Raw genomic sequence first — 25,865 nt, forward strand, 5'->3', positions numbered from 1 at the left:
GCCGACGCGGGCCGCCCAGGCCACAACGCCGGTGCTCGCCGCCCAGGCGACCGCACCGACGCCGTCACCTTCGAACCCGCCCCGCGCGTCGATGTCGTCGCCCCCGTCGGCGCGGGCGACGCCTTCGCCGCCGGCTTCCTCTCCGGCACCCTGCGCGGACTGCCCGTCGCCGAACGGCTGCGCCACGGCCACCTCATGGCCGCCGCCGCCCTCACCGTCCCCGGCGACCTCGCCACCCCGCCCTCCCGTGAGCGGGCCGACCAATTGGTGGCACTCGACGCCACGCGGTGGGGCACACTGCGATTCGGCCCCGGCTGGACAGATCTGCCGACTCCCGCCGAAAAGTGGGCCGAGACCGCAGCGGTGGAGGTATCCGACTGATGAGCCAGACCGTCGACCGAGCGCTGAGCATCCTGCCGCTGCTGGCGGAGGGCCCGGCCAATCTGGAGCAGGTCGCCACGCGGCTGGGTGTGCACAAGTCGACCGCGCTGCGGCTGCTGCGCACCCTCCATGAGCACGGCATGGTCTACCGCCAGCAGGACCAGCGCTACCGCCTCGGCGCCCGCCTCTTCGCGCTCGCGCAGGAGGCGGTGGAGAACCTCGACGTACGCGAGATCGCCCACCCCCATCTGCTGGCGCTCAACGAGCGGTGCGGGCACACCGTCCATCTCGCGGTGTACGAGGAGAACGAGGTGCTCTACATCGACAAGGTGGAGAGCCGCTATCCGGTGCGGATGTACTCGCGGATCGGCAAGCCCGTCGCCATCACCGTCGCCGCCGTGGCCAAGCTGCTGCTGGCCGATCTGCCCGAGTCCGAGCGGCGGACGCTGGCCGAGCGGCTCACCTACCCCGCGTACACGCCCCGTTCGACGCCGAACGCCGCCGCGTTCCTCAAGGAGCTGGCGACCGTGCGCGAACAGGGCTGGGCCACCGACTTCGGCGGCCACGAGGAGTCGATCAACTGCGTGGGGGCCCCGATCCGGGGTACGGACGGGCGGGTCGTCGCCGCCTGCTCGGTGTCGGCGCCCAACGTCGTCGTCAGCGCCGAGGAACTCCTCTCCCTGCTGCCGCTGGTGCGCCGCACGGCGGACGAGATCAGCCGGGAATACTCGGGTGGCGCCCCGGTGTCGGCACCGGTGTCCCACGCCTCGCGGAACCTCTCCCAAGTAACAGCGGAAACACCCGAGAAGAAAGCCGAGGAGCCCTCCTCATGACCGAGAAGCTTCAGAAGACCCCGATCACCCCGGCCACCCACACCACCCCGCCCGCCAAGTTCTCCCACGGTGTGAAGAAGGGGAACATCCTCCAGGTCGCCGGTCAGGTCGGCTTCGGCCCCGCCGTCGCGGGCCAGGCCCCCACCCCCGTCGGGCCGAGCCTGCGCGAGCAGACCCTCCAGACCCTGCGCAATGTGCAGGCCGTCCTGGAGGAGGGCGGCGCGAGCTGGGAGGACGCCATGATGGTGCGCGTCTACCTCACCGACACCGGCCACTTCGCCGAATTCAACGAGATCTACAACGAGTTCTTCGCCGACCTCAAGGAGGCCCCGGCCGCTCGTACGACGGTCTACGTCGGCCTCCCCGCCGGTCTGCTCGTCGAGATCGACGCCCTCGCCGTCCTGGGCTGACCCCGAAAGCCCCGCGGCGGGCGGGAGCCGCCTTCCGCCCGCCGCGGGTTCCACCCCTGACTCGTCCTCACCGTCCCCGTCGTCGGAAGCTCGAGCCCTGATCAACCGCACCCACGCCCGTCCAGCGCGCGGCCCCCCGGCCGTGCGGCGGTACCGCCTACCCACATCCGGAGTTCCCCATGCTGCTCGCGGCCGCTCCCGCTGCCGAGACCCCACCCCACACCGGTGGTCTGCTCGCGCTCATCGACGGCACCGCCGGTCTGCTGACCGTCGCCGCCCTCGGCATCGCGCTACTGCTCTACCTGATCATCAAGGTCCGGCTACAGCCCTTCGTGGCGCTGCTCGGCGTCTCCATCGCGGTCGGCCTGGCCGCCGGTCTCTCGGTCACCGAACTCTTCGGCACGGTCCAGAAGTCGGACGCCGTCTCGCTCATCGAATCCGGTATGGGCGGCATCCTCGGCCACATAGCCATCATCATCGGCCTGGGCACCATGCTCGGCGCGATACTCGAGGTCTCCGGCGGCGCGGAGGCGCTCAGTGCCCGGCTGCTCGGCATCTTCGGCGAGCGGCGGTCACCGCTCGCGATGGGCCTGACCGGCCTGATCTTCGGCATACCCGTCTTCTTCGACGTCGGCATCTTCGTCCTCGCGCCGATCGTCTACGCGGCCGCCAAGCGCAGCGGCAAGTCGATCCTGCTCTACTCGATGCCGCTGCTCGCGGGCCTGTCCATGACCCACGCCTTCCTGCCGCCGCACCCCGGCCCGGTGGCCGCGGCCGGACTGTTCCATGTCGACCTGGGCTGGGTCATCCTGATGGGCATCGTGGTGGGCATCCCGTCGGTGCTGGCCGCGTGGGGCTACGCCGCCTGGATCGGCAAGCGCATCTTCGTCCCCGTACCGCAGGACATGGTCGAGGCGGCCGAGGAGTCCCGGGAGGCGGTCGCGGCCCAGCAGCGCGCCTCCGGCGTCACCCCGCCCGAGCGGCCGGTTTCGGTGGCCACGGTGCTCGCGATCATCGGCACCCCGCTCGTCCTGATCCTCTGCGCCACCTTCTCCTCCGTCGCGCTGGACCCGAGCACCGGCCGCTCGGTCATCGAGTTCTTCGGCCACCCCTTCGTGGCGCTGACGATCGCCCTGTTCCTCGCCTACTACCTGCTGGGCATCCGGCGCGGCTGGTCCCGCAAGTCCCTGGAGACCGTCTCCACCGCCTCCCTGAAGCCGGTCGGCAACATCCTCCTGGTCGTCGGCGCGGGCGGGGTCTTCGGCGCGGTCCTCAAGGGCAGCGGTGTCGCCCAGGCCCTCGCCGACGCCTTCGACAGCGCGGGCCTGCCGGTCATCGTGCTGGCCTGGCTGATCTCGGTGGTGCTCCGGGTGGCCCAGGGCTCGGCGACGGTCGCGATCGTCACGACGGCGGGCATCGTCACCCCGATGCTCTCCGAGGGCCACTACTCGCAGGCCCATCTGGCGCTGGTCATCATGGCCATCTCGGCGGGCTCGATCTTCGCCTCGCATGTGAACGACGGCGGCTTCTGGATGGTGGCGAAGTACTTCGGCATCTCCGAGAGCGACACGCTGAAGTCCTGGACGGTGCTGGAGACGGTGCTGTCGGTGGCCGGTTTCGTGGTGGCGGCCCTGCTGAGCATCGTCATCTAGCGGACGGTGCCCGCATGACCTAGCGGACGGTGCCCGCATGGCGACGGCCCCCGAATCCCGGCGGAAACCACCGGGATTCGGGGGCCGTCGCCTCTGGCTCAATTCCGCTCCGTGCCCAGTTGGCATTCACCGCGACATTCGCCATCGCAACTCATTCATGGGAGCACCCAAGTTTGACCAAATAACGGCAAAGAATGCTGATCGAAATGGAGGGATCCCGCTCGGCGACGACGTCGCGCATGCCAAGTCGTTTCATGTTCTACGTAGATTCAACTCTCCATCCTTCTGAGCAGCATGATCAATCCATAGGGTCCTTGAGGCATTTGAAGGAAAGGGACCCATGGAAGAACTCCGCGCAATCCGGGCTCGCGGTATCACGAAGAGCTTCGGTGATGTCGTCGCCCTGGACGGCATCGATCTCGAGGTGACGCAGGGTCGGATCCACGGCCTGGTCGGACCGAACGGCGCCGGAAAAACGACGTTGCTCGGCCTTCTGCTGGGGCTCGCGGTGGCCGACAGCGGTCGCCTGGAGGTCCTGGGTACACCGGTCGAGCGGGCACTCGACGCTCCCGACGGTGTCGCCGGCTTCGTGGACGGCCCCGCTCTCTACCCCTCGCTCACCCCACGGCAGAACCTCGCCGCGCTGGCCGCACTCCGCGGCCACGACGCGCGCACGGCGGGGATCGACGACGTACTCGCCGAGGTCGGTCTCACCGATGTCGCCGACGACCGTACCCGCGGCTTCTCCCTCGGCATGCGCCAGCGGCTCGGGCTCGCCGCCGCCCTGCTGACCAAGCCCCGGCTGCTCGTGCTCGACGAACCGTCCAACGGCCTCGACCCGGCGGGCAAGAAGCACGTGCACGGTGTCCTCAACGGGCTCGCGGCCGACGGAACCGCCGTCGTGCTCTCCAGCCACAACATGGACGACCTCGAGGCCCTGTGCTCCGAGGTGACCATCCTCGCCGCCGGACGCGTCGTCTTCTCCGGCCCGCTGGCCAAGCTGGCCACCGAGAACCGTGAACTCGACTACCGGCTGCTCACCTCCGACCCGCGGGCCGCGCGCCGGCTGGCGGACGACGCGCCGGGGATCCAGGTCGTCGTCGACGCCGGGGTACGGCAGCACGCCGAACCGCTCGTCGTACGGGCCCTGATGCCCGCCCTTGACCAACTCGTGGTGCGGCTCGTGGAGGGGGGCGTCGCGCTGCGCGAGCTCACTCCCGTGGTGTCGCCGCTCGAAGCCGCGTTTCTCGCTCTCACCGAGCGGCAGGAGGCCGACAGATGACCGAGCCTCTCACCCGGAGCCGGGGGCAGGAACACGAGCAGGTGTCCGGGGGCCGTCGCGTCCCCGTCACCCGTGCCTGTCGCTTCGAGTTCGTCAAGCTCGTCTCCCAGTGGCGGATCCGCCTGTTGGTACTCGCCTGCTGGATCGCTCCCGCCCTCTTCGTCGCCGGGGTCAGCCAGCAGAGCACGCTTCCCGTAGACACCCTCTTCGGGCGCTGGATGCTCGCCTCCGGGTGGGCCGGGCCGCTGGTGATGCTCGGTTTCGCGGGGACCTGGGCGCTCCCGCTGCTGACCTCGGTCGTGGCCGGTGATGTGTTCGCCTCCGAGGACCGGCTCGGCACCTGGCGCCATCTGCTCGTCGCGGTCCGCTCGCCTCGGCGGATCTTCGTGGCGAAGGCGGTGGCCAGTCTCACCGTCCTGCTGCTGCTCGTGGCCGGGCTCGCGGTCTCCAGCACCGCCGGCGGCCTCCTCGTGGTCGGCAACCAGCCGCTGGTCGGTCTCGACGGCCATCTCCTGGCACCGTCGGACGCCGCCGTCTCGGTCCTGCTCTCCTGGGTCTGCGTCCTCGCTCCGACCCTGGCGCTCGCCGCACTCGGCCTTCTCGGGTCGGTCACGCTGGGACGGTCCCCGATGGGGCTGCTGGTGCCCGTGCTCGTCTCGCTCGCGATGGCGGTCGCCCAGATGCTGCCTCTTCCGGTGGCCGTGCGCGTGGCCCTGCCGAGCTACGCCTTCATCTCCTGGAACGGTCTGTTCACCAGCCCCCGGCAACTCGGCCCGCTGCTGATCGGCATCGTTGTCAGCCTCGTATGGGCCGTGGTCGCGACGACGCTGGCGTATGCGCTCTTCGTGCGGCGCGACTTCACCAACCTGGCCCACGACGGTTCGGGCCGCCGTGCGATCACCGTCGGAGTCCTGCCGCTCGTCGGGGTGGCCGCCGCGTCGTTCGCGGTCGTCGCCGCGACGACCTCGGCGACGGGCTCCGGCATCGAGCAGGACAAGGTGCAGCGCTCGCTCGCCACGGCGTTCGCGCACCTGTACCGCATGCAGACCGACCAACTCAACCGGCCCGCCGTCACCGAGGCCCAGTTGAAGACCACGGCGTCGTGCAACAAGGGAAGCGTCAGGGTCGCGGCGGACGGCCCGGGCAACGACTGGCGCTGCGTCGTGACCTGGCATCTCCCCGGCGTCGAGGCCACCGGACAGGCCATCTACCAACTCGACGTCACTCCGGACGGGCGGTTCATGGCCGATGGCGATGGACCGAAGGAAGTGAACGGCTACTTCCTGGTGCGGACCCCCGAAGGGGACGCACCGAACCCGCTGTGGCAGTTCGACGGCAACGTCGAGCTGCTCGACACCACCCCGAAGGGATAACACCCCATGCAGGTAACTCGCCGCCGCAAACTCGCCGAGGAAGCTCGGATCAGCCTTATCAGCAGACGCATCGGGCGCCGGATACCGCTGTTGACGGCGGGCACCACCGCCGTCGCCCTCGTGGCCGCCGGCACGGCGCTCGCGCAGACCCACCAGTTCGGCACGGACCAGGTCGGCCAGGTCACCGAGAATGGCCAGGTCGTCTCCGACAACCAGTACATCGCCCCGTACGGCGACCGTCTCGTCATCAACCAGGGCAAGATCATGTCGTCCTCGGTCAGCCCGGACGGCACGCACATGGCCGCCTCGGTCACCGACGGTGGCGCGGCCCTGGCCATCGTGGACCTGAAGAACTGGAAGACACAGCAGCTCATCAGCAACGCCGCGTCCTCGAACCCCCGCATCAGCAGCAACAACGTGGGCCAGGAAGGCCCGACGTACTCGCCCGACGGCAAGGAGCTGTGGCTGGGCCAGCCGGACGGCTACACCGTGTTCACCGTGAACGCGGACGGCAGCGTCTCCAGCCCGCGGACCGTCAGCATCCCGGCGCAGGGGTCCAAGCGCGCCCTGGTGGGCGCGGCGGTGTTCGCGGCCGACGGCTCCACCGTGTACTCCGCGGTCAACGGCCAGAACCGGGTCGTCTCCATCGACGCGGCGACCGGGACCATCAAGCAGAGCTGGAACGTGGGCAACGCCCCGCGCGGCATGGTCGTCGTCGGCGACAAGCTCTACGTCAGCAACGAGGGTGGCCGCCCGGCCAAGCCCGGCGAGCCCACGATCAACTCGTACGGTACGCAGGTACTCGCCGACCAGAAGACCGCCGCCACCACCAGCGGCACCGTCAGCGTCATCGACCTGGCGAACCAGGACGCCGCGGTCTCCAGCATCGGGGTCGGTCTGCACCCGACCGCCGTGTACGCCAAGAACGGCGTGGTGTTCGTCACCAACACCGCCGACAACAATGTGTCGGTCATCGACACGGCGAAGGACAAGGTCGTCCAGACCATCTCCACCCAGCCGTGGGCCAAGGCCCGGGTGGGCTACGAGCCCGACGCGGTGACCCTCACCGACGACGGTCACCTGCTGGTGACCCTCGGCCGCGCCAACGCTGTCGCCGTCTACAAGTTCACCTCCGCGCAGGAGCCGGTCAGTTATGTCGGCCTGCTCCCCACGGACTACTTCCCCTCGGAGATCACCACCTCCGGCAACGAGGTGTACGTCTCCAACACCCGCGGCATCGACGCCCGCCGTAAGGCCACCGGCGGGCACGGCACCCACGACACGACGTCGAGCGTGCAGAAGTTCACGCTGCCCGACGACAGAGTGATCAGGTCCTACACCGGCAAGGTCTTCAAGCAGAACGGCTGGAACGGTGAGTCCCTCAAGAAGACCGACGGCACCCCGGCCAAGGCTGTGCCGGTCCCGGTCAGGCTCGGCGACCCCTCGACGATCAAGCACGTCTTCCTGCTGGTCAAGGAGAACCGGACCTACGACCAGGTCTTGGGTGACGTGCCGCAGGGCAACGGCGACCCGTCGCTGACCGAGTTCGGTGAGAACGTCACGCCGAACCAGCACGCCCTGGCCAAGCAGTTCGGCCTGTACGACAACACGTACGACATCGGCACCAACTCCGCCGAGGGCCACAACTGGCTGATGCAGGCCGACGACCCGGAGTACACCGAGTCATCGGCAGGTGAGTACACCCGCAGCTACGACACCGAGGACGACGCCCTCGGCCACCAGAAGACCGGCTTCATCTGGACCGGTGCGCAGGCGGCCCGCAAGTCCGTCCGGAACTTCGGCGAGTTCCAGCAGTTCCTGACCAAGCCGTCGGGCGCGAGCTGGCAGAACCTGTACTGCGACACCAAGAACATGGCGGCGACCGGTCAGGACACCGCCTACCCGCTGAACTCGACCTCGCCGATCCCGTCGCTCAACGACGTGTCGGTGCACGGCTTCCCGAAGTTCGACACCAGCGTCCCGGACGTCTACCGGGCACAGATCTGGAAGAAGGACTTCGAGAAGAACGGTCCGGCGAACCTGAACATGTTCTGGCTCTCCAGCGACCACACCGGTGGCCCGGTGAGCCCCGCCTCCCAGGTCGCGGACAACGACCTCGCCGTGGGCCAGATCGTCGACCGGATCTCGCACAGCAAGTACTGGAAGGACTCGGCGATCTTCGTCGTCGAGGACGACTCCCAGGCGGGTCTCGACCACGTCGACGGCCACCGTGCCCCGGTCCAGATCATCAGCCCCTGGGCCAAGCACGGCAAGGTCGACAGCCACTACTACTCGCAGATCAACATGATGCGGACCATCGAGCAGATCCTCGGGATCCAGCCGATGAACCAGAAGGACACCGCGGCCACCCCGATGGCCTCGGCGTTCACCCAGAGCCCGGACTTCACGCCGTTCAAGACGCTGCCCAACCGGACCTCGCTGACCGACGGAGTGAAGACCCCGCCGTCCTGCGGTCTGGACACCCCCGCGGCGCAGAGCCCGAAGGCTGCGGCCGTGCTGTCGGCCTCGGTGCCGGCGGACATGAAGAACGTCGCCGCCGAGTGGGACCAGTGGAAGTCGAAGCAGCGGCTGACCGGTCCCCATGCCGTCCCGGACTACGCTCCCCCCGCCCAGATGAACCACCTCACGTGGTACGAGACGCACAACTGGGCGAAGCCGTACCCGGGTGAGAAGAAGATCTACGCTCCGCAGGACGTGCCGGGCGCCTACATCCCGTCGGCGGAGAACGACGGCTGACGCACACGCTCACGCTCCGGGTGGCCCCTGGCCGGCGTCATCGCCGGTCGGGGGCCACCCGCGTGGTGGCCCGCATCCTCTGCGACGAGGCCGGCGCCTGGTCACACCACGCAACCCGCACCGCCCGAGATGGGTGCGTGTCCTGAGCGGTCATCCGCAGGGCCGGACGGGGCAGCCTGTGGTGTTCGCGGCAACGAGGCCGGCGCAACCGGCCTGGTCGGAGTGGGTGAGCCTGGCTGTAGCGGGACCGCCGGGCACCCGTCCCGTGGCCTGTGCCGACTATCTCTCCACCTGGGTCACGAAAATCTATCCTGGCTGGAGTAGACATTGGGCGGTGGCGTGGTTATGGTTTCTCTCGTAGCCAGAGAGACAGCAGGGCCCGGAGACACGAACTGCCGGGCAGCGTTAACCGCAGTTGCAGTACGCAGGACGGTGCGGCGGTGGAGTTTCGAAGCCAGGGTTGTTGCAGGACGGCGACGGGACTGGCGGCCGGACCAGGTGGCCCGCAGTGATCAGGGGCCGCCGCGAGCAGTACCGCAGTTCACGCAGTAGCAGTACTCAGCAGTGAAGTTAAATGAGCAGCACCTCGGTGAAGGCGTCGGCTGCGGACGCGCGCACCGGGAGGTTCGGCAGTGGGGTTCCAAGCCAGAGCAAACGCAGGACGGGCAACGGGGCTGGCTGCCGAAGAGTGGTGCTGTGACAGGCCACCGAGCAATGCGCAGGACAGTAGTAGGTAAGTGATTGATCCCAGAGGGAAGAACGGAGGAGCCAGGCGCCATCAGGATCGCCCGGGCGGAGTCTTGAGCCCGGGTACCGCAGGACATCGATAGTGAGGTGGTCTCCGGTCAAGCAACCGCGATCCCCGCAGCCCCGACAACTTCCAGGTCGGGTCAGCGGACACAGAAGGCCGGCGCAGTACCAGGGCCGGCAGATGGTGTAACAGTTCCTTCGGGGCCCGGGTGCCATATGGCACCCGGGCCCCTCCACCCGTTCCACAGAGAGGTGCAAATGACAGCAGGCGAATCGTTCGACCGTCTCGACGACGACGACTATCCCGCCTACACGATGGGCCGGGCCGCCGAGATGCTCGGCACCACGCAGGGCTTTCTCCGCGCCGTCGGCGAAGCCCGCCTCATCACCCCGCTGCGTTCCGAGGGCGGCCACCGCCGCTACTCCCGCTACCAGCTGCGCATCGCCGCCCGCGCCCGGGAGCTCGTCGACCAGGGCACGCCCATCGAGGCCGCCTGCCGCATCGTCATCCTCGAAGACCAGCTCGAAGAAGCCCAGCGCATCAACGCCGAATACCGCCGCGCCGCCGCCTCAGAGAACCCGACGACCGCAGGCTGAGGTGGTCCGGTCCCGCCCGCGCGGAGCATACTGCGGGCCGGGCCCTGGGCGGGCTGCCCTCCCGACTGGTACGCCACGAACGATGGCCAACGGCCGTCAGACGATGGTGGCGGGATCCAGGGCATGCGCGAGCGGCCGTGAACGCGTCGGGACGCGCTCATGGGCCGCCGTCGGGCGGAGGAGGGTGCCGCCGCAGTGGTCGCGCCCGCCGAGCCGTATGTGACGACCGCTCTTGCTGGAACACTGTGTCGCGTGTGGGGCAATATCTATTGCCGCGAGACGAGGGTTAAATATGTCGCGCGGACAGTGTGTTTATCGCAGCGAACGAATTCGCTCCATCGGCCGTACGCGGGCCACTGCCGCATGCTACTGTCGATCTCAGTTGCAGTTTTGGTTCCCAAAAACTTCAACGCTTGCGCCAGTATTTAGCTGCGGGAAGCGTTTTGTATTTCCGGTTGTTCTCCGGGCGGGGCATCATTGCGGCGACCCGGTGTCCGTGGATTGCGGGTGCCGGCGTACTGCCCCACAAGGAGATATGACATGGCGTCTGGCACTGTGAAGTGGTTCAACGCGGCCAAGGGCTTCGGCTTCATCGAGCAGGACGGTGGCGGTCCTGACGTGTTCGCCCACTTCTCGAACATCGCCGCCCAGGGCTTCCGCGAGTTGCTCGAAGGTCAGAAGGTCACCTTCGACATCGCCCCGGGCCAGAAGGGCCCGACGGCCGAGAACATCGTTCCTGCCTGACGCTGACGCGCACTTCGTAGCTGGGGCCCGCATCCCTCGGAGTGCGGGCCCCAGCTACGGGGATTTCCCTCAGTGATGCCTCCTGTGGGACAGAACCGCACCCAGCTCTTCTCCAGGGGTGCGCCGCTTCTCCCGGGCCGCACTCATCGACGTCCGGCATCTCACGCCGATATTACGTCACCCATTTCATCACCTGCGTCCCACAGCGGATTCACTGCATGGCGTCTTCGCTTTCGCATTCCATTTCGGCCCGTTCTCGTGATTCCCCGCGCTGCACTTCCGCTGCGGGAATTCCTTGATACGTGCCGTATCAAGGAAGGTTCTCAAATGAACCCCACACGTACGAACGACCGCACCTCCCGGACCCGCCGCACCAGCGGCCCCGCTTTCAACTCCGGCACCGGTTCGGGCCGGGGCAATCGCTTCGGCTCGCCCGCCCCGAGCCGATCAGGGCGCCCGAGCCGCTCGGGCGGCCACGGTCGGCGGCCCGCCGCGGTCCAGGGCGAGTTCGCCCTGCCGAAGACGATCACTCCCGCGCTGCCCGCGGTCGAGGCTTTCGCCGACCTCGACATGCCCGCCCAGATGCTGGCCGCGCTGACCGCGCAGGGCCTGAGCGTCCCGTTCCCGATCCAGGGTGCGACCCTGCCCAACACTCTCGCGGGCCGCGACGCCCTGGGACGCGGGCGTACCGGATCCGGCAAGACCCTCGCCTTCGGCCTGGCTCTGCTGGCCCGCACCGCCGGACAGCGTGCCGAGCCCCGCCAGCCGCTGGCCCTGGTCCTCGTCCCGACGCGTGAGCTGGCCCAGCAGGTGACCGACGCGCTCACCCCCTACGCCCGCTCGGTGAAGCTGCGCCTGGCCACCGTCGTCGGCGGAATGCCGATCGGCAGGCAGGCAGGCGCGTTGCGGGGCGGCGCCGAAGTCGTCGTCGCCACGCCGGGCCGGCTCAAGGACCTCATCGACCGCGGTGACTGCCGGCTGAACCAGGTCGCGATCACCGTCCTGGACGAGGCCGATCAAATGGCCGACATGGGCTTCATGCCCCAGGTCACCGCACTCCTGGACCAGGTGCGCCCCGAGGGCCAGCGGATGCTGTTCTCCGCCACCCTCGACCGCAACGTCGACCGCCTAGTCCGCCGCTACCTCACCGACCCCGTCGTCCACTCCGTCGACCCGTCGGCGGGCGCCGTCACCACGATGGAGCACCACGTGCTCCACGTGCAGGGCGCGGACAAGCACCGCACGACCACCGAGATCGCGGCCCGCGACGGTCGGGTGATCATGTTCCTGGACACCAAGCACGGCGTCGACCGGCTCACGCAGGACCTGCTGAACAGCGGAGTGCGGGCCGCCGCACTGCACGGCGGCAAGTCGCAGCCCCAGCGCACCCGGACCCTGGCCCAGTTCAAGACCGGGCACGTCACCGTGCTCGTGGCCACGAACGTCGCCGCCCGCGGCATCCACGTCGACGACCTCGACCTCGTCGTCAATATCGACCCGCCGACCGACCACAAGGACTACCTCCACCGCGGCGGCCGCACCGCGCGGGCCGGCGAGTCGGGCAGCGTCGTCACCCTGGTCACCCCCAACCAGCGCCGCGACATGAGCCGTCTCATGAGCGCCGCCGGGATCGTGCCCCAGACCACCCAGATCCGCGTCGGCGAAGAGGCCCTGAGTCAGATCACCGGCGCCCAGGCACCCTCCGGCATCCCCGTCACGATCACCGCGCCGGTGGCCGGACGGCGTAAGCGCAGCGCATCCTCACGCGGCCGACGCAGCCCCGCCTCGGCTGCCCGACGCAGGACCGTGCGGCAGACCTCCTTCGACGCGGCGGCGGCCTAGAAGCCTCGTGATCAGGAAACTGACCCACCACTGCAGGAGGCACCTTTTGACGCTGGTTCAGATGCAGCCCCGCTCGACGAACGTCACCCCCGCACACCAGACTGTGGCGGACGCCATGGACACAGGCGCACTGCAAGTCTGCGACGACATGACCATCGAAGTCGCCCTTTCCGTCATGGCCGGCGCCCGCACCGGGCACCTGTTCGTCTGCGACAACGACGGCCTGTGCACCCAACTGGTCACCCAGGCCCAGCTCACCGCAGTCCGTGACAGCCCCGCGTACACGGACCGGGTCCAACTACGCGACATCCTCGACGGCGGTGGGCCGTTCACCTCACCCGTGACCACGACCGCCGAAGCCGAGCACGCAGTGCTGGGCCGCCGCCTCGCCGCACTGCCGGTCGTCGAAGACCAGGACAGCGCTCGGGGCGTCCTCGCCCACTGAACCGCCTCACCGCGGTAGAGCCATCCCCTTCTTCTCTCTGTGAGGCATCATGCGCTGTGTCATCGCCCGCTTCCCGTTCGAGCTCACCAAGAGCGGCGTCCTGGAATCCATGAAGGGCATCAAGCCCGAAGAGGTCATCGGTGAGTCCGTGATCATCGGCCGCCGCACCTACCCGGTCAAGCAGGTCGGGCAGGTCATCACACGCCAGGACCGCCGCGATTTCAGCGCCGGTGAAGTTCTCCGGGCCATGACGCAACTCGGCTTCACCTGCCCCGGCCCCCGCCAGACAGCCGCGCCCACGCGTGTCCCCAGCCCATTCCAGCAGGCTTCCGCGATGCTCGGCGTCCCTGGCACCGTCTGACCGACGAGGGGGTGCGAGCCGCCACCAGAACAACAGTGAGGGTCCGACCGACACGTGCCGGTCGGACCCTCGCCGCGTTGCCGCGCGGTCCGTCAACTCGCAGCGTCGTATCTCACTGGTCGGAGTAGCTGAAGTCGCCCACGGTCCAAGCGCTGACGTCATCGATCGCCACGCGGTACATCCCGCCTGTCTCCGGGATCCCCACCGTGCCCTGCAGAATCCGCGACACATGGAAATGCAGATGCGTGGGCGCCTTCTCCTCACACGTCGTAGCGGTGAAGACAGCAGAGAATCTATTGAGACGGGCCGAGTCCGCCAGGACCTCGGACACCCGCTGCCGCCAGACAGCTTCGGGAGCCAGCCGACCCGTGATGACAGCACCACCGGCGACCACAGTCAGAGTCATCTGGTTGCTGTGCCCGGACTCCACCAAGGCCGCGACATCAACAAGCAGTTCGTCAGGCTTCGACATGAGAAGCGATTGTAATCAACGCCGCTCGGTCCGCCTGAGTGGTGGCGCTGGTGCGACATGCGAGATCGAACTGCGCAGACGAGGACGGCGCGAACCACACTGTTCCTTCATCGCCCAGCTAACCGGCGCACGCACATGCAACGGCGGTGGGAACCAGCGGGGGCAGCCGCTAACGGCTGCCCCCGCTGGGGAGTTGGGTGGCTCAGGTGGTGGGGAACTCCCCGCGCTTGACGGCGGAGACGAACGCCGACCAGGCGGACGGCTCGAATACGAGCGCCGGGCCGTGCGGGTCTTTGCTGTCGCGGACGGGTACGTCGGCGTGGCCCAGCGCTACTTCGAGGCAGTCGCCGTTGCTGGGCCCGCTGTAGCTGGACTTGAACCATCCGGTGAGGGTAGAGGCGTCGGAGACGGTGTGATCAGTGCTGGCCATGTTCGTGTTCCTCCGCTATAGCCCTGATCAGGGCCAGGGATTCGTCATGCGACACCGCATCGCCCATGGCGAGATCGTAGGCCGACTGGCACGAGCTCACCAGAGTCGGATCGTCCATCAAGTTGCCCGTACGGAGGCCCTCGACGTATGCGACGGGTGCGGCATCGGTGAAGCGCATGAGGGTGACCATGCTCTCGATGAGAGCGTGGGCCCCGATACCGAACGGCAACACATGCAGCCGCAATCGTCCAACCTCGGCCATGTCCGCGATCTTGCGCAGTTGTTCCGCCATGACATGCGGCCCACCGACCCGGCGCCGGAGCACTGCCTCATCCAACAGGGTCCACATGACGGGGCTCAACAGATTATCGAGGATCCGGGCACGCTCTACGCGGTTGACCACGCGCCGGTCAAGATCCTCGGTGCGGTAGTTGGGGCTGGCCGTGCGCAGCACCGCACGTGCGTAGGCGTCGGTCTGGAGCAGCCCAGGAACGAGAGAGAGTCCGTACAGCCGAAGCTCTGACGCCTGCCGCTCCAATTCCGCCGCGACCGCGAAGTGGTCGGCGAACTTCGACTCCAGATCCTCCAGCCACCGCGCGAAGAACCCGTCCGTCCCCAGCGCCTGGTCGATCCGCGTCGCGTCGTCCGGCCTCGGCAACCGGCGTCCCGCCTCGAAGTGACTGATCAGCGTGGGCGAACACACCACGCGTTCGCTCAGCGCCTCCTGTGTCATGTCGGCCGCTGTGCGGCGGAGCCGCAGCTCCTCCCCGTACTTCTCCCTCGGGGTGCGTGGCCTCCGATCCATCTTCATGGCTGACTCCCTGAGTTGAAAGCTGTGCTGTCAGGCCCGCCCTCCTAGCAGCGTAGCCAGAACACCCCCACTCTGTGAGGAAATCGCCACACAGCGTGAAGAAGCGCAAGACCCTCGCGACCGGGGTGCACCGGCCCGAGGGCGTGGCCCACCAGCTAAATAGGAGCTGATGAACGTGAGCAACCCTAGGGAGCGGTTCCTCGCATGCGTGAGTGCACTTCTCGCCTTATTGCCGTCCGGCTGTCAGCGGGCCGGGGCTCGGGCGGTGCTCCACGATGTGGAGGCGTCCGGATGAGCGCGATGACCGGGCTGCGCCTGCTGCCGTGGTCGGATCCCGACGGCAAGCCGTGTTACCTGTCGTCGGACGACGGGAACAGCCCGCTGAGCCGACGTGCGGACACGATCGAGGCCGTACAGATGTCCATGGGGGTGGAACTCCTCCGGCACGCTCGGGCGCTGCTGGCCGCCCCCAAGGCCGACGCGCGAGAACTCCGCTACCTCGCGGACCGGTTGTGTGAGGCGCTGCGCGATGTGTTGCGGGTCGCCGAGAGCAGGGGCGCCCGCCTGCCACCGTGCGACGAAGGCGACGGTCCGGCGCCCGGCGGGGGCGGCCGTGACTGACTGGCAGATCGGTCCCGTTCCGGGCCGGGGCCTGCGCCGGGTGGACGGTGGGGAACTCGCGTTGCCGCTCCAGATCCTCCAAGGCGGGCAGCATTGCGCCATCGCCCAACTGGAGTTGACTCCGGCCGAGGCGGAGCAGTTGCACGCGGCACTGTGCTACGCGCTCGGTGAGCAGCCCCCGCCTCCCGATGCGCCCGAGTGCCGTCATCCTGTCCGCTACCCGGGCGGCCGACAGCGGTACTGAGAACGACCGCCCTGGCGGCCTTCGCCAGGCGCCGTCCCGGGGCTTCCACCCGGGACGGCGGCCGGCGCCGCCAGGTCGGCGGTCGCCGAGAAGACCCGGCCCCCACGAACGGGCACACCGGCGCGACCAGGAGTCCTGGGGCCGGAACCATCCGGCGATCCGGCGAGCGGTCTCAGTCCGCGAGTTCGACCTGGAGTTCGATCTCGACCGGGGCGTCCAGCGGGAGGACGGCGACGCCGACGGCGCTGCGGGCGTGACTGCCTTTGCCGCCGAGGAGGTTGCCGAGCAGTTCGCTGGCACCGTTGATGACGCCGGGTTGGCCGGTGAAGTCCGGGGCGGAGGCCACGAATCCCACGACCTTGACGACACGCTTGATGCGGTCCAGGTCGCCGGCGACCGATTTCACGGCCGCGAGGGCGTTCAGCGCGCAGGTGCGGGCCAGGTCCTTGGCCTGCTCGGGAGTGATTTCGGCACCGACCTTGCCAGTGAGGGGCAGCGTGCCCTCGATCAGGGGGAGTTGGCCGGCGGTGTGGACGTACGGGCCGGACTGGACGGCCGGTACGTATGCGGCGAGTGGTGCGGCGACCACGGGCAGGGTCAGTCCCATTGCCTCGATCTTCTTCTCGATGATGCTCAAGTCCGCGCCTTTCTTGAGGGTCACGCTTGTCATGACGGCAGTGGCCGGCGGCCTTCCTGGGGCGCCGGGGCCAGGACGGTCACGGTGATCGGTGGAATTGCGGGTGCCACACCTCACGTGTGCGGCCTTGGTCGTCGACCACGGTGATGTCGGGCCAGCGGTCGAAGGCGGAGCAGGGGTGGGAGATCCCGAGGTCGACCTCGTCGCCTACGTGCAGACCGTATGCCTCGGTGAGGACGAGGTGGTGGTCGTAGATCTGGGTCGCGGTCGCCGTGGCGGCCGGTCGCGGCAGCCCGTGCGCGTCGTGCGCGGCCACGAGTACCGGCAGGCCCGCGTCGTAGGGCAGTTCACGTTTCCCGGCACCGACGATGGCACGCCCTGGTTCCGGCGTGGAGAGCACCACCGTCCGCACCGTCAACGCCGCGCTCAGGCCCGGCAGGGGCGAGACGTGCTCGTATGTGCCGTGGTCGTGGGTGACGTAGCAGCCCGACCGGAGAACGGGCACCATCGGCAGCTCACCCCCGTGCGGCGTGGCTTTCGCGAGGGCGTGGACGACTCGGTCGGGAAAGGCGGAGCCGCCCATGCTGAAGACCGGATGCGCGGTCTCGAACAGCGGGGTGAGGCCGCGGAACACGGTGATCGCCTTCCGGCAGTGCTCGTCGACGTCCGTGAGGGTGGCGGCGTCCCGAAGGTTGGGCCGGACACCCTCATAGCCCGCGACACCGGCGAGAAGGAGTCCGGGTGACGCGTGGACGGCCTTGGCCAGGTCACCGGCCGCGGCAGGCTCCCGCACACCCGTCCGGCATCCCTCCGCTCCGATATCGATGAGGACACGCAGGGAATGGGGTGCGCCGTCCATGGCCGACCGGGCGAGGCCGACCCCGCTGCTGGAGTCGACGAAGCAGTAGACCTCCAGCCCCGGCATCTGGTCGAGCCACCGCCGGATGAGGGCGAGATCGGCACCGTGGACCACTTCATTAGCGATGATCACACGCCGTACCCCCCACTCCAGGGCTCTGCCAGCCTGCGTCACGGTGGCCACCGTGACGCCCCACGCTCCCGCGGCCATCTGTCGCTCGACGATGGGGCGCGTCATGGTGGTCTTGATGTGCGGAGCCAGTTCGACGTCCCGGTCGCGGCACCAGGCCGCCATGAGCTGGACATTGTGATCCAGCGCGCGCAGGTTGAGGCGGAGCTCCGGCATCCTCCGGGGCCGGCACTCGCCACGTGGCGTGTCGTGATCCATTGATGCTCCTGACTTTGGGGGGCTTTGGGGCCGTAGGTTCTGTGCTCTACGACGCGGCAGTTTGATCAGGACGGGCCGGCTGACCGCTGGACATCGGCAGCCGGTTGGCGTAGATGGTGAGGCTGCCGATCAGCAGCAGGGCCACGATTGAGAGCAGGCCCACCTCAGTGCTGCCGGTGGCGTCCTTGACGAAACCGATCAGGATCGGGCTGAGGAAGCCGCCGAGCAGGGCGATGCTGTTGATCAGGGCGATCCCGCCGGCCGCTGCCGTGCCCTTCAGATAGGTCGACGGCATCGCCCAGAACACCGAGTAAGCCCCCCACATGCAGGCCGTCGCGACGATGATGGCGATCAGCGAAATCACGAAGCTGCTTGCGGTGAACGCGGCGACCGCGAGCGCGACGGCGCTGATCAGCGCGGCGATCGAGCTGTGCAGGCGGCGCTCACCGGTGCGGTCCGAGCGCCGTCCCAGCACCACCATCAGCACGATCGCGAACGCGTACGGCACCGCCGAGTACAGGCCGATCGAACCGATGTCGGTGAGCCCGTTCTCCTTGAGGATCGTCGGCAGCCAGAAGCTCACCGCGTACAGGCCGCTGATCAGGCAGAAGAGGCTGATGGCCAGGGCGTAGACGCGCGGATCGCGCAGCACCTGCCGGAAGTCGTGCGTGCCTGTGTCGCCGTCCACCGCGAGGTCGCGGCGCAGCAGTTCCTTCTCCTCCGCGCTGAGCCATGCCGCCTGCTCCGGCGTGTCGGCCAGGGTCGTCCAGACGACCAGTGCGAGCACCAGGCACGGCAGACCTTCCAGCAGGAACATCCACTGCCAGCCGTGCAGTCCGGCGACTCCCTCGGTGTGGGTGATCAGCCACGAGGACACCGGGCCGCCGATCATCGAGCCGATCGGGCCGGGCAGCAGGAGCAGCCCCATCGCCGCCGCGATCCGCGCCGGCGGGTACCAGCAGGTGAGGTAGAAGATGATGCCGGGAGCGAAACCGGCCTCGAACACGCCGAGCAGGAAGCGCAGCACGTAGAAGCTCGTCGCGCCGCTGACGAACATCATCGCCGCCGCGGTGAGCCCCCACAGGACCATGATGCGGCAGAGCGTTTTGCGGGTGCCGATCTTGGCCAGCAGCAGGTTGCTGGGCACCTCGAAGATCACGTAGCCGAGGAAGAAGATCCCGGCGGCCAGCCCGTAGACCGACTCGCTGATCCCGATGTCCTGCTGCATGGGCAGCTTGGCGAACCCGATATTGACCCGGTCCAGGAAGGCGAAGGTGTAGCAGAGGATGAGCAGCGGCAGGATCCGCCGGCCCACCCGCCGGTACAGCGCGTCCCGTGTCAGGGCGACGTTGGTGGTGGCCATGGTGCTCCTTCAGAGGCGGTGGTGACCGAAGATCGGTTCACCGGGCAGGCGGTCGAGTTGGATCTGCTCGTCGCGGACCACGAAGGTGCCGCCCACGAGTACGTGGTCGATGCCGGTGGAGGGCCGCACACGGGTGGCGGTGGCCCCGCTGGCGATCGTGCCGGGGTCGAAGACCACGATGTCGGCATCGGCCCCGACCTGGATCCGGCCCTTGCGTTTCATCGCGGGCGCGGCCGTTTCCAGGATCTGCGCCGGCAACAGGGTGCAGCGCCGGACCGCTTCGGCCAGCGGCATTACACCCAGCTCGCGGACCAGCCAGCCGAATGTGCGCGCGTAGCAGCCGACGCTGCGCGGGTGGGTGAAGACGTCGTCGGCGACCGGCCAGGTTTCGCCGATTTGTCCCACCAGCGGAACGGCGTCCGAGGCGATCGCGGTGTCGGCGAACAGCAACGAGTGCTGCAACGTTTCCAGGTCCGCCGGGTTCGACTCGTCGAGCCAGTCGTACTGGATCAGCGCGCCGGGATCCTCCTGCCGCAGCCGCGCCAGCCGCGCCGCGTCCGCGACTCGTTCCCCCGTGGACAGGCACAGGATGTTCTTCGGCACCATGCCGAGCCGGTGCAGCAGCTCGGGCGCGAGGAACGCCGCCCCGATCACGGTCGACGCCGAGCCGTACGGGTATGCCTCGGTGGTGACGCGCAGGCCGTATCCCCTGGCCCGGTCCACCGCCCCCGCGATGCGGTCGATCATCCGGTTGGAGGTGCTGTTGATGTGGCACATGTGCATGTGTGCGCCGGTGCCGGCCGCCGCCGCGATCACCTCCAGCGCGCCCTCCAACGAGGTCCCGGGTTCCTTGGTGGAGATGAAGCGGGTGTGGGTGAACGTCGGCACGTCGAGCCTCGTGGCCAGCGAGGCGACCGCGAAATACTCCTCGCGGCCCGAGTCGGGCGCGTACCCGACCAGCATCCCGATGCCGAGCGCTCCGTCGTGGATCTGCTCTTCCAGCAGGTCCAGCACCCTCGCCAGGTCGCGGGCACCCACGGGGCGGCGCCAGTTCGGTGCGCCCTGGTACTTGGAGAAGGTGTCGAACGGCGGCGCGTCCAGGGCCGCGCCGTCCAGCAAGCGCATCCGAGCCAGCGCCCAGCTCGCGGAGTAGCCGAAGTTGATCGGCCGCCCTTCCGCGGCCGCCTCGGCGTAGGCCGTTCGGACCGGCACCGCGCCCATTTCGAGTTCCAGCGCCGTCGTGACGCCGTCGAGGGCCTGTAGCCGAAGCCCGGTCACCGTCTGCGCGTGGCTGTGCAGGTCGATGAAACCCGGTGCCAGCACACGGTTCGACACGTCGACGACCACGTCTCCGACCAGCCTATCGGAGGTCACCGCCGCGATCCGGCCACCGCTGATGCCGACGTTGCGTACCTCGTCGAGACCTGTTTCCGGGTCGATCACCCGCGCGCCCGCCAGGACCAGGTCGATTTGCTGCTCGCTGCTCACCATGCGCAGCAGAATGGGGAAGCTCCGCCACAGGAGTCGCAAGACGATGAATATCTCTATCGAGCCCGCCTAGAATGTTGGAAAACAACGGCATGGTGATCTGGCTGACACGCCCCGAGGAGGCCACCGGTGCTGGACGAAGTCGATCTCTCGCTGGTGGACGCCCTGCAAATCAACCCGCGGGCAAGCTGGACCGCGCTGGCCGATGTGCTGGAGCTGGCGCCGATCACGCTGGCCCGCCGCTGGCAGCGGCTCACCGACGACGGCGCCGCCTGGACCACGGTGGCACTGGGCAACAGCTTGTCGAAGGGCGCGACCGTCGAATTCGCCTGCGCGCCAGGCACCGCCACGCAGGTCGCCGAGCGGCTCGCCGAACTGCCACACGTGATCACGGTCGGCGTGACCACCGGTGAGTACCAGGTCTTCGCCCTCATCATGGCGCCGTCCCTGGCGGCGATCTCGACCGTGCTGCTGAAGACACTGCCGCTGCCGGAGCAGGTCACCAACGTCCGCAGCCACGTGTTCGGCAGCACCTTCGGCGGCATCATCTGGCGCCTTGGGGTGATGAACCGCAGCCAGGCCGACCAGGTCCGCGAGGCGGTTGGCCCGCTGCCGCGCGAGATCCGGCCGTTCGGCGCCGCCGACCGAGCCCTGTTCCTGGCGCTCGGGCACGATGGCCGGCGCAGCTACGCGAGCCTGGCCGACGAGCTCGACACCACTCCGCAGGCGGTCAAGCGCCGCCTGGACCGGCTCCACCGGCACGGCGACATCACGTTCCGCTGCGACGTCGCCCGGCCGCTCGCCGGCTGGCCCACCATGGCGCTGCTGTGGCTGACCGTGCCCGACACCGAGGTGCAGCGCATCGGCCATGCGCTCGGCGGCTGGCCGGAGACCCGGCACTGCGCGGCCGTGACCAGCCCGGCGAACCTGGGCCTGATCGTGGGCTTGCACTCCCTGAACCACCTGGACGAACTGCTGATCAAGATCGCCCGCGAGCATCCCGACGCCAGGGTGGTGGACCGCAGGCTCGTCCTGCGGATGACCAAGGTCTACGGCCGCATCCTCGACGATCAGGGCCGCAGCACCCGAGTGGTCCCGGTCGACCCCTGGATGGCCCTGCCGGCCTGACCGCGGCGCGGGGAGGTGCGCGATTTCCCGCGGAAACGGCAGAGCGGCGAAGAGCAGTGGATCCTCGCGTCGGGCAAAGGATTAAATGGATGTGTCGGGCGTACGCTGAGCACAACGGCGGACCTCATGAACGAGAAGCTCATTGCGCCACTCACCGGTAAGTTTGCCGGGCGACCGCAGACACCCCTCGACCACAGGCTCGCATCCGCACTGCGCCGCCTGCACAGCCGCCTGCGACCGAGCGCCTGTAGCGTATATCTGCTGACGGAAGACGGCCGCGAGCTGGCCGCCGCCATGATCGTGGCCACACCGCTGAGCTTCACCATGATCGCCAGGGCTGCGGCGGACGACCTCCATTTTCCCGCATCCAGAGCATTCCAGACAGGCGAGCTGGTGCTGTTCGAGAGAGCGGATCTCCAGAATCTGGCCCGCCGGTTCCCAGCCGTCCTCGCGGCCACCGCGTATCCCATGCTGATAGCGGCTGTTCCGGTGCGGACGGCGCGGCACCGCTTCGGTGCCGTGGGCTTGCGCTGGGCGCCCCCGCGAGAGGTCTCCCGGCAGGAGCTGGAGTACCTCCGGACGGTCGCGGACGAATTGGCCTGCGAGGTGGAACGTCTCGTTGAGCAAGGCGTGTCCGTGGAGGCACCCTTCGTACCGCTCTTCATCCCCGAATCGTCCGCGCCTTCCCACGACGCCCTCCAGCCGGTACCCGCCCCGGACGCCGCCCCTCATCAGCGAGAAGAACCGCCCGGAGGCCCGCCTGCGGAGATCACGCACCTGTACCGGCTACAGAAACTCACCTCCGACCTTTCTGCCGCGGTAGGCACACGGGACGTCGTCGGTACCGCCCAGACCCATCTGGTGCGGCCGTTCGGCGGCCGGGGACTGATGCTCTGCCTCGCGCAAAACGAACGCCTGCACGTTGTCGGCGCCGCGGGCTTCTCACGTGAGGCCATTCACCGCGTCGAAGGGACACTGCTGGCACGCCACGCACCCGAGACCGACACCGTCACCGGGGTCGAGATCCAGTTCTTCTCGACACTGGAGGAAGTCCGCCAAGCCTACCCAAACTTCGACCACGACCCGGAATACCAGGCCCGGGCCTATATGCCGCTGATCTCCAACGGCCGCGTGGTGGGCTGCTGCGTCCTGGAATTCGCCGAGTCCGGGCGCGTCCTCGCCGCCGATGAACGCGCCATCCTGATGCTGATGCTGGAGCAGGTGGGTCAGTCCTTGGAGCGGGCCCGTTCCTGCGATGTCGAGCAGGCTCTGACGCAGACCATGCAGCGAAGCCTGCTACCCCGCAGTCTCCTCCACCAATCCGAGGTGGTCACCACGGCCCGGTACCTGCCCGCGACCGAGGGAGCCGAGGTGGGCGGCGACTGGTACGACACCCTTGCCTTGCCAGACGGTCGGATCGGGCTCGTCATCGGAGATGTCGAAGGGCACAGCTTGGGGGCGGTCGGCCTCATGGGGCAACTGCGCAGCGCCGTGCGGGCCTACGCGGCCGAGGGGCACGAACCTGCCAGCGTCCTCGAACGGAGCAATCGGCTGCTCGCCGAACTGGACACCGACCTGTATGCGACCTGCTGTTGCATGTGGCTGGATGTGGCAACGGGAATCGCGAGCGTCGCGACCGCCGGCCACCCTGTGCCGCTCATCAGTGACGTCCAGGGACGCATCACATCCGCACGTCTGCCGGTCGGACCACCGTTGGGTATCGACGCGGGCGCCCATTACCAGCAGGAAGAAATCCAGATGTATCAAGGGTCGGTGGCGGCGTTGTTCACCGATGGCCTGCTCGACGCACGAAGGCTGGGAGCCGATGCCGCGGCTGAGCGGTTGGCTCGTGTGCTGGCCGAGTACTGCGGCGAGAACCTGGAAGTCCTGGCCGACCGCCTGGTGGGTGACCGACTTCCGCGGTTGGCCCCGGTGGATGACGCCGCTCTCCTGCTGCTGCGGTACGAAGGAGCGCAGCCCGAGAGTCGTCCGCAGGTGGCACGCACCTCGATACCTCGTCATGACCTACAGGGCGTTGCCCGTATCCGCCGATTCATAGCGGGCCTGTTCGCCGAATGGAGGCTGCTGTATCTACGGGATGATGTGGAGTTGATGACCTGCGAGGTAGTCACCAACGCGTTGATCCATGCCCACAGCGAAGTGGATCTCCGCCTGCGGCAGTATCCGGACCGGGTCCGCGTCGAAGTGCGCGACAGTGACCCGTATCCGCCGGTGCCCACCGCGGTTCTCAGCCTTGACCAGGCCAATCAGGAGGCCGAGTCGGGGCGCGGGTTGCTGATCGTGGACGCCCTCGCCACCGCCTGGGGCAGCTCACCCTCAGGGCGCGGCAAGACAACCTGGTTCGAAATCCGTGTCCCTGAGAATCCGGACCCGCTCGGCGACCGCCGGTAAGCCGGCGGCCTGGCAGATCCATGACGGCCGGGCGAAGGGGCACGTCTGGTGGGTGAAGTTCCGTTACGCGCTCGGTGAGCAGCCCCCGCCCCCCGATGCGCCCGAGTGCCGTCGGCCGGTCCGCTACCCGGGCGGCCGACAGCGATACTGAGGACGACCGCCCTCGCGGCCTTCGCGAGGCGCCGTCCCGGGGGGCTCCACGCCGGGACGGCAGGCGGGCCGCGTCCGGGCGGCCGGGACGGCGCGGATACTGTGAGCCGCTATGACAGGTATTGATCGTTCCGTTGCTTCCTTCGCCGTTCACATTCCCGATGTGGAGCTTGAAGCCGAGCCCCTCGCCGCCGAGCAGATCGTCTCAGGGGACCCGGTCGTCACCGGGAAGGTCCTGTGGGAGTCACCCGACGGCAAGCAGCTTCGCGGCATCTGGCAGATCACCCCGGGTGTGGTGACCGACACCGAGGCCAACGAGCTGTTCGTCGTGGTCAGTGGGCGGGCCACGATCGAGTTCGAGGGCGGGACGGTCATCGAGGTCGGGCCGGGGGACGCCTGTGTGCTGCGCGAGGGGGACCGTACGACGTGGACCGTGCACGAGACGCTGCGCAAGGCGTACCACATCAGCCTCTGACCACGGACCGCTCCGCGTACCGCCGCCCCGGCCCGCGCCGTACGCACACGGCGCGTCTCTTCCCTGGTCACAGTCGTGTTAGCCGGATGTTAGTGGGGCGGCAGGGGTGCGGCAGTGGTGCGGTAGTGGTCCCGGTCAGAGTTGTTGTCGTACCGAGCAGAACACGACACCCACTACTCCGGGGGACCCGAAATGCGTTCCGACACCACTGCCCGCATCGCCCGCCGTCGCACCGTCCGCGTGGCCGCCGCGGTCCTGACCGCGGCCGCCGCCCTGACCCTGACGGCCTGCAACGGCTCGGAGGGCGGCGATAAGAAGTCCGCGGGCCAGACCGACACGGCCCCGGCCGGGTCCAGCGGCTCCTCGGGTTCCTCAGGCGGTGCGCAGGGTACGGACGCCAAGGCCAAGGGGGGCTCGGAGACGGGCGCCGCGGAGAAGCGGTCGGGCGGTGGGCAGGCCGCCACCGAAGGCGGCGGCAGGGCGCACGCGGGCGTCGAGCGCTGCCGCACCGAGAACCTGGAAGCCGCGTTCGCCACGGGTGAGGACGCGCTCCCGGTGCCGGAGGACGGCGGGACGACCGCCACCGTCGTCCTGATGAACAAGGGCAACTACTCCTGCAAGCTCGGCGGCTTCCCCGGTGTGGACCTGACCTCGATCAACGGCGGCGAGCGCTGGTCCCTGGTCCGCTCCTCGCAGAAGTGGAGCCCCCTGGAGGTGGAGGCCGGCCAGAGCACCGAGTTCACCCTCAACCTCGCCTTCACCAAGGAGGAAGAGGGCTTCTACCAGCCGGCCTGGGTCGAGATCACCCCGCCCAACGAGACCAAGGCCCTCAAGATCGAGTGGCCCTGGGAGTCCGACAGCCTTGTCGACCAGCGCGGCGCCACCCATCCCGGCACCTTCGTCAACCCCATCGGCTGACCAGCTCAGAGCTGTGCCACGAAGGCCCACTGCCCCGCTGCCC

25 protein-coding genes are annotated in these 25,865 nt (G+C 68.6%); 18 read left to right on the plus strand and 7 right to left on the minus strand.

Translation table 11 applies throughout. From position 1 onward, the window contains the following. From KN815_RS12000 to KN815_RS12055, 12 genes are all read left to right on the plus strand, one after another. A partial coding sequence (locus KN815_RS12000; protein WP_253208911.1) for a PfkB family carbohydrate kinase occupies positions 1–381 on the plus strand: 381 nt, incomplete at its 5' end. After that, a complete protein-coding gene (locus KN815_RS12005) occupies positions 381–1,214 on the plus strand; it encodes an IclR family transcriptional regulator (RefSeq protein ID WP_216341775.1) in 834 nt (277 codons plus the stop codon). The genes KN815_RS12000 and KN815_RS12005, both read left to right, overlap by 1 nt. After that, positions 1,211–1,624, plus strand: a complete 414-nt coding sequence (locus KN815_RS12010; RefSeq protein ID WP_216341776.1) for a RidA family protein — start codon at positions 1,211–1,213, stop codon at positions 1,622–1,624. The genes KN815_RS12005 and KN815_RS12010 overlap by 4 nt, the downstream gene beginning before the upstream one ends. 179 nt (positions 1,625–1,803) lie before the next feature. Beyond that, the gene (locus KN815_RS12015) at positions 1,804–3,276 is read left to right on the plus strand and encodes a GntP family permease (protein WP_216341777.1); all 1,473 of its coding nucleotides are present in this window, start codon (positions 1,804–1,806) and stop codon (positions 3,274–3,276) included. Between the two features lie 340 nt (positions 3,277–3,616). Next, positions 3,617–4,558: an ABC transporter ATP-binding protein gene (locus KN815_RS12020; protein ID WP_216341778.1), complete on the plus strand. Its 942-nt coding sequence runs from the start codon at positions 3,617–3,619 to the stop codon at positions 4,556–4,558. Further along, the gene (locus tag KN815_RS12025) at positions 4,555–5,931 is read left to right on the plus strand and encodes an ABC-2 transporter permease family protein (protein WP_216341779.1); all 1,377 of its coding nucleotides are present in this window, start codon (positions 4,555–4,557) and stop codon (positions 5,929–5,931) included. The genes KN815_RS12020 and KN815_RS12025 overlap by 4 nt, the downstream gene beginning before the upstream one ends. Before the next feature lie 6 nt (positions 5,932–5,937). Then, positions 5,938–8,688, plus strand: coding sequence for a bifunctional YncE/alkaline phosphatase family protein (locus KN815_RS12030; protein WP_216341780.1), 2,751 nt, complete (start codon positions 5,938–5,940; stop codon positions 8,686–8,688). A gap of 1,008 nt (positions 8,689–9,696) precedes the next feature. Then, a complete protein-coding gene (locus tag KN815_RS12035) occupies positions 9,697–10,035 on the plus strand; it encodes a MerR family transcriptional regulator (RefSeq protein WP_100806344.1) in 339 nt (112 codons plus the stop codon). A gap of 540 nt (positions 10,036–10,575) precedes the next feature. Beyond that, positions 10,576–10,779 carry a cold-shock protein gene (locus KN815_RS12040; RefSeq protein ID WP_020868774.1) on the plus strand — a complete coding sequence of 68 codons (204 nt, stop codon included), beginning with the start codon at positions 10,576–10,578 and terminating at the stop codon, positions 10,777–10,779. Between the two features lie 327 nt (positions 10,780–11,106). Then, a complete protein-coding gene (locus KN815_RS12045) occupies positions 11,107–12,621 on the plus strand; it encodes a DEAD/DEAH box helicase (RefSeq protein WP_216341781.1) in 1,515 nt (504 codons plus the stop codon). 46 nt (positions 12,622–12,667) lie between these two features. Further along, positions 12,668–13,066, plus strand: a complete 399-nt coding sequence (locus KN815_RS12050; RefSeq protein ID WP_216341782.1) for a CBS domain-containing protein — start codon at positions 12,668–12,670, stop codon at positions 13,064–13,066. A gap of 49 nt (positions 13,067–13,115) precedes the next feature. Continuing rightward, complete coding sequence (locus KN815_RS12055) at positions 13,116–13,427, plus strand: SCO5918 family protein (RefSeq protein WP_216341783.1); 312 nt, start codon at positions 13,116–13,118, stop codon at positions 13,425–13,427. 112 nt (positions 13,428–13,539) lie between these two features. Here the strand turns inward: KN815_RS12055 and KN815_RS12060 are convergent, their stop codons facing one another. The 3 genes from KN815_RS12060 to KN815_RS12070 all read right to left on the minus strand — a co-directional run bounded on the left by KN815_RS12060 (position 13,540) and on the right by KN815_RS12070 (position 15,140). After that, positions 13,540–13,899 carry a hypothetical protein gene (locus KN815_RS12060; protein ID WP_216341784.1) on the minus strand — a complete coding sequence of 120 codons (360 nt, stop codon included), beginning with the start codon at positions 13,897–13,899 and terminating at the stop codon, positions 13,540–13,542. Positions 13,900–14,101: 202 nt separating this feature from the next. Further along, complete coding sequence (locus tag KN815_RS12065; protein WP_201855124.1) at positions 14,102–14,329, minus strand: DUF397 domain-containing protein; 228 nt, start codon at positions 14,327–14,329, stop codon at positions 14,102–14,104. Next, positions 14,316–15,140, minus strand: a complete 825-nt coding sequence (locus KN815_RS12070) for a helix-turn-helix domain-containing protein (RefSeq protein WP_216341785.1) — start codon at positions 15,138–15,140, stop codon at positions 14,316–14,318. The genes KN815_RS12065 and KN815_RS12070 overlap by 14 nt, the downstream gene beginning before the upstream one ends. A 291-nt stretch (positions 15,141–15,431) precedes the next feature. On the opposite strand from KN815_RS12070, the gene KN815_RS12075 reads away from it, so the two are divergent. Both KN815_RS12075 and KN815_RS12080 read left to right on the plus strand, forming a co-directional pair. Then, positions 15,432–15,761, plus strand: coding sequence for a hypothetical protein (locus KN815_RS12075; RefSeq protein ID WP_216341786.1), 330 nt, complete (start codon positions 15,432–15,434; stop codon positions 15,759–15,761). Continuing rightward, on the plus strand, positions 15,754–16,005 hold the full coding sequence (locus KN815_RS12080) for a hypothetical protein (RefSeq protein ID WP_216341787.1): 252 nt from the start codon (positions 15,754–15,756) through the stop codon (positions 16,003–16,005). Before KN815_RS12075 ends, KN815_RS12080 begins: the two co-directional genes overlap by 8 nt. A gap of 172 nt (positions 16,006–16,177) precedes the next feature. Here the strand turns inward: KN815_RS12080 and KN815_RS12085 are convergent, their stop codons facing one another. From KN815_RS12085 to KN815_RS12100, 4 genes are all read right to left on the minus strand, one after another. Next, on the minus strand, positions 16,178–16,642 hold the full coding sequence (locus KN815_RS12085) for a RidA family protein (RefSeq protein WP_216341788.1): 465 nt from the start codon (positions 16,640–16,642) through the stop codon (positions 16,178–16,180). Between the two features lie 79 nt (positions 16,643–16,721). Beyond that, a complete protein-coding gene (locus tag KN815_RS12090) occupies positions 16,722–17,888 on the minus strand; it encodes an alanine racemase (protein ID WP_216341789.1) in 1,167 nt (388 codons plus the stop codon). Positions 17,889–17,934: 46 nt separating this feature from the next. Next, complete coding sequence (locus tag KN815_RS12095) at positions 17,935–19,251, minus strand: MFS transporter (protein WP_216341790.1); 1,317 nt, start codon at positions 19,249–19,251, stop codon at positions 17,935–17,937. A gap of 9 nt (positions 19,252–19,260) precedes the next feature. Next, a complete protein-coding gene (locus tag KN815_RS12100; RefSeq protein ID WP_216341791.1) occupies positions 19,261–20,742 on the minus strand; it encodes an amidohydrolase family protein in 1,482 nt (493 codons plus the stop codon). Positions 20,743–20,868: 126 nt separating this feature from the next. On the opposite strand from KN815_RS12100, the gene KN815_RS12105 reads away from it, so the two are divergent. The 4 genes from KN815_RS12105 to KN815_RS12120 all read left to right on the plus strand — a co-directional run bounded on the left by KN815_RS12105 (position 20,869) and on the right by KN815_RS12120 (position 25,822). After that, on the plus strand, positions 20,869–21,867 hold the full coding sequence (locus tag KN815_RS12105; RefSeq protein WP_216341792.1) for an Lrp/AsnC family transcriptional regulator: 999 nt from the start codon (positions 20,869–20,871) through the stop codon (positions 21,865–21,867). Between the two features lie 126 nt (positions 21,868–21,993). Continuing rightward, entirely contained in the window at positions 21,994–24,279 is a 2,286-nt protein-coding gene (locus KN815_RS12110) for a SpoIIE family protein phosphatase (protein WP_216341793.1), read from the plus strand. 262 nt (positions 24,280–24,541) lie between these two features. Further along, positions 24,542–24,904 (plus strand): cupin domain-containing protein, encoded by a 363-nt coding sequence (locus KN815_RS12115; RefSeq protein ID WP_216341794.1) that lies wholly within the window; start codon positions 24,542–24,544, stop codon positions 24,902–24,904. Positions 24,905–25,096: 192 nt separating this feature from the next. Then, positions 25,097–25,822, plus strand: a complete 726-nt coding sequence (locus KN815_RS12120) for a DUF4232 domain-containing protein (protein ID WP_216341795.1) — start codon at positions 25,097–25,099, stop codon at positions 25,820–25,822. Positions 25,823–25,865 lie beyond the last annotated feature (43 nt).

Origin of the sequence: Streptomyces niphimycinicus (assembly GCF_018883605.1) — a bacterium.
GTDB lineage: Bacteria > Actinomycetota > Actinomycetes > Streptomycetales > Streptomycetaceae > Streptomyces > Streptomyces niphimycinicus.

Bases quoted from the DNA above. Each gene is read 5' to 3' on its own strand.
- KN815_RS12005 (WP_216341775.1), top strand. From the start codon at position 381: ATGAGCCAGACCGTCGACCGAGCGCTGAGCATCCTGCCGCTGCTGGCG.
- KN815_RS12010 (WP_216341776.1), top strand. From the start codon at position 1,211: ATGACCGAGAAGCTTCAGAAGACCCCGATCACCCCGGCCACCCACACC.
- KN815_RS12015 (WP_216341777.1), top strand. From the start codon at position 1,804: ATGCTGCTCGCGGCCGCTCCCGCTGCCGAGACCCCACCCCACACCGGT.
- KN815_RS12020 (WP_216341778.1), top strand. From the start codon at position 3,617: ATGGAAGAACTCCGCGCAATCCGGGCTCGCGGTATCACGAAGAGCTTC.
- KN815_RS12025 (WP_216341779.1), top strand. From the start codon at position 4,555: ATGACCGAGCCTCTCACCCGGAGCCGGGGGCAGGAACACGAGCAGGTG.
- KN815_RS12030 (WP_216341780.1), top strand. From the start codon at position 5,938: ATGCAGGTAACTCGCCGCCGCAAACTCGCCGAGGAAGCTCGGATCAGC.
- KN815_RS12035 (WP_100806344.1), top strand. From the start codon at position 9,697: ATGACAGCAGGCGAATCGTTCGACCGTCTCGACGACGACGACTATCCC.
- KN815_RS12040 (WP_020868774.1), top strand. From the start codon at position 10,576: ATGGCGTCTGGCACTGTGAAGTGGTTCAACGCGGCCAAGGGCTTCGGC.
- KN815_RS12045 (WP_216341781.1), top strand. From the start codon at position 11,107: ATGAACCCCACACGTACGAACGACCGCACCTCCCGGACCCGCCGCACC.
- KN815_RS12055 (WP_216341783.1), top strand. From the start codon at position 13,116: ATGCGCTGTGTCATCGCCCGCTTCCCGTTCGAGCTCACCAAGAGCGGC.
- KN815_RS12060 (WP_216341784.1), bottom strand. From the start codon at position 13,899: ATGTCGAAGCCTGACGAACTGCTTGTTGATGTCGCGGCCTTGGTGGAG.
- KN815_RS12065 (WP_201855124.1), bottom strand. From the start codon at position 14,329: ATGGCCAGCACTGATCACACCGTCTCCGACGCCTCTACCCTCACCGGA.
- KN815_RS12070 (WP_216341785.1), bottom strand. From the start codon at position 15,140: ATGAAGATGGATCGGAGGCCACGCACCCCGAGGGAGAAGTACGGGGAG.
- KN815_RS12075 (WP_216341786.1), top strand. From the start codon at position 15,432: ATGAGCGCGATGACCGGGCTGCGCCTGCTGCCGTGGTCGGATCCCGAC.
- KN815_RS12090 (WP_216341789.1), bottom strand. From the start codon at position 17,888: ATGGATCACGACACGCCACGTGGCGAGTGCCGGCCCCGGAGGATGCCG.
- KN815_RS12095 (WP_216341790.1), bottom strand. From the start codon at position 19,251: ATGGCCACCACCAACGTCGCCCTGACACGGGACGCGCTGTACCGGCGG.
- KN815_RS12100 (WP_216341791.1), bottom strand. From the start codon at position 20,742: ATGGTGAGCAGCGAGCAGCAAATCGACCTGGTCCTGGCGGGCGCGCGG.
- KN815_RS12110 (WP_216341793.1), top strand. From the start codon at position 21,994: ATGAACGAGAAGCTCATTGCGCCACTCACCGGTAAGTTTGCCGGGCGA.
- KN815_RS12115 (WP_216341794.1), top strand. From the start codon at position 24,542: ATGACAGGTATTGATCGTTCCGTTGCTTCCTTCGCCGTTCACATTCCC.
- KN815_RS12120 (WP_216341795.1), top strand. From the start codon at position 25,097: ATGCGTTCCGACACCACTGCCCGCATCGCCCGCCGTCGCACCGTCCGC.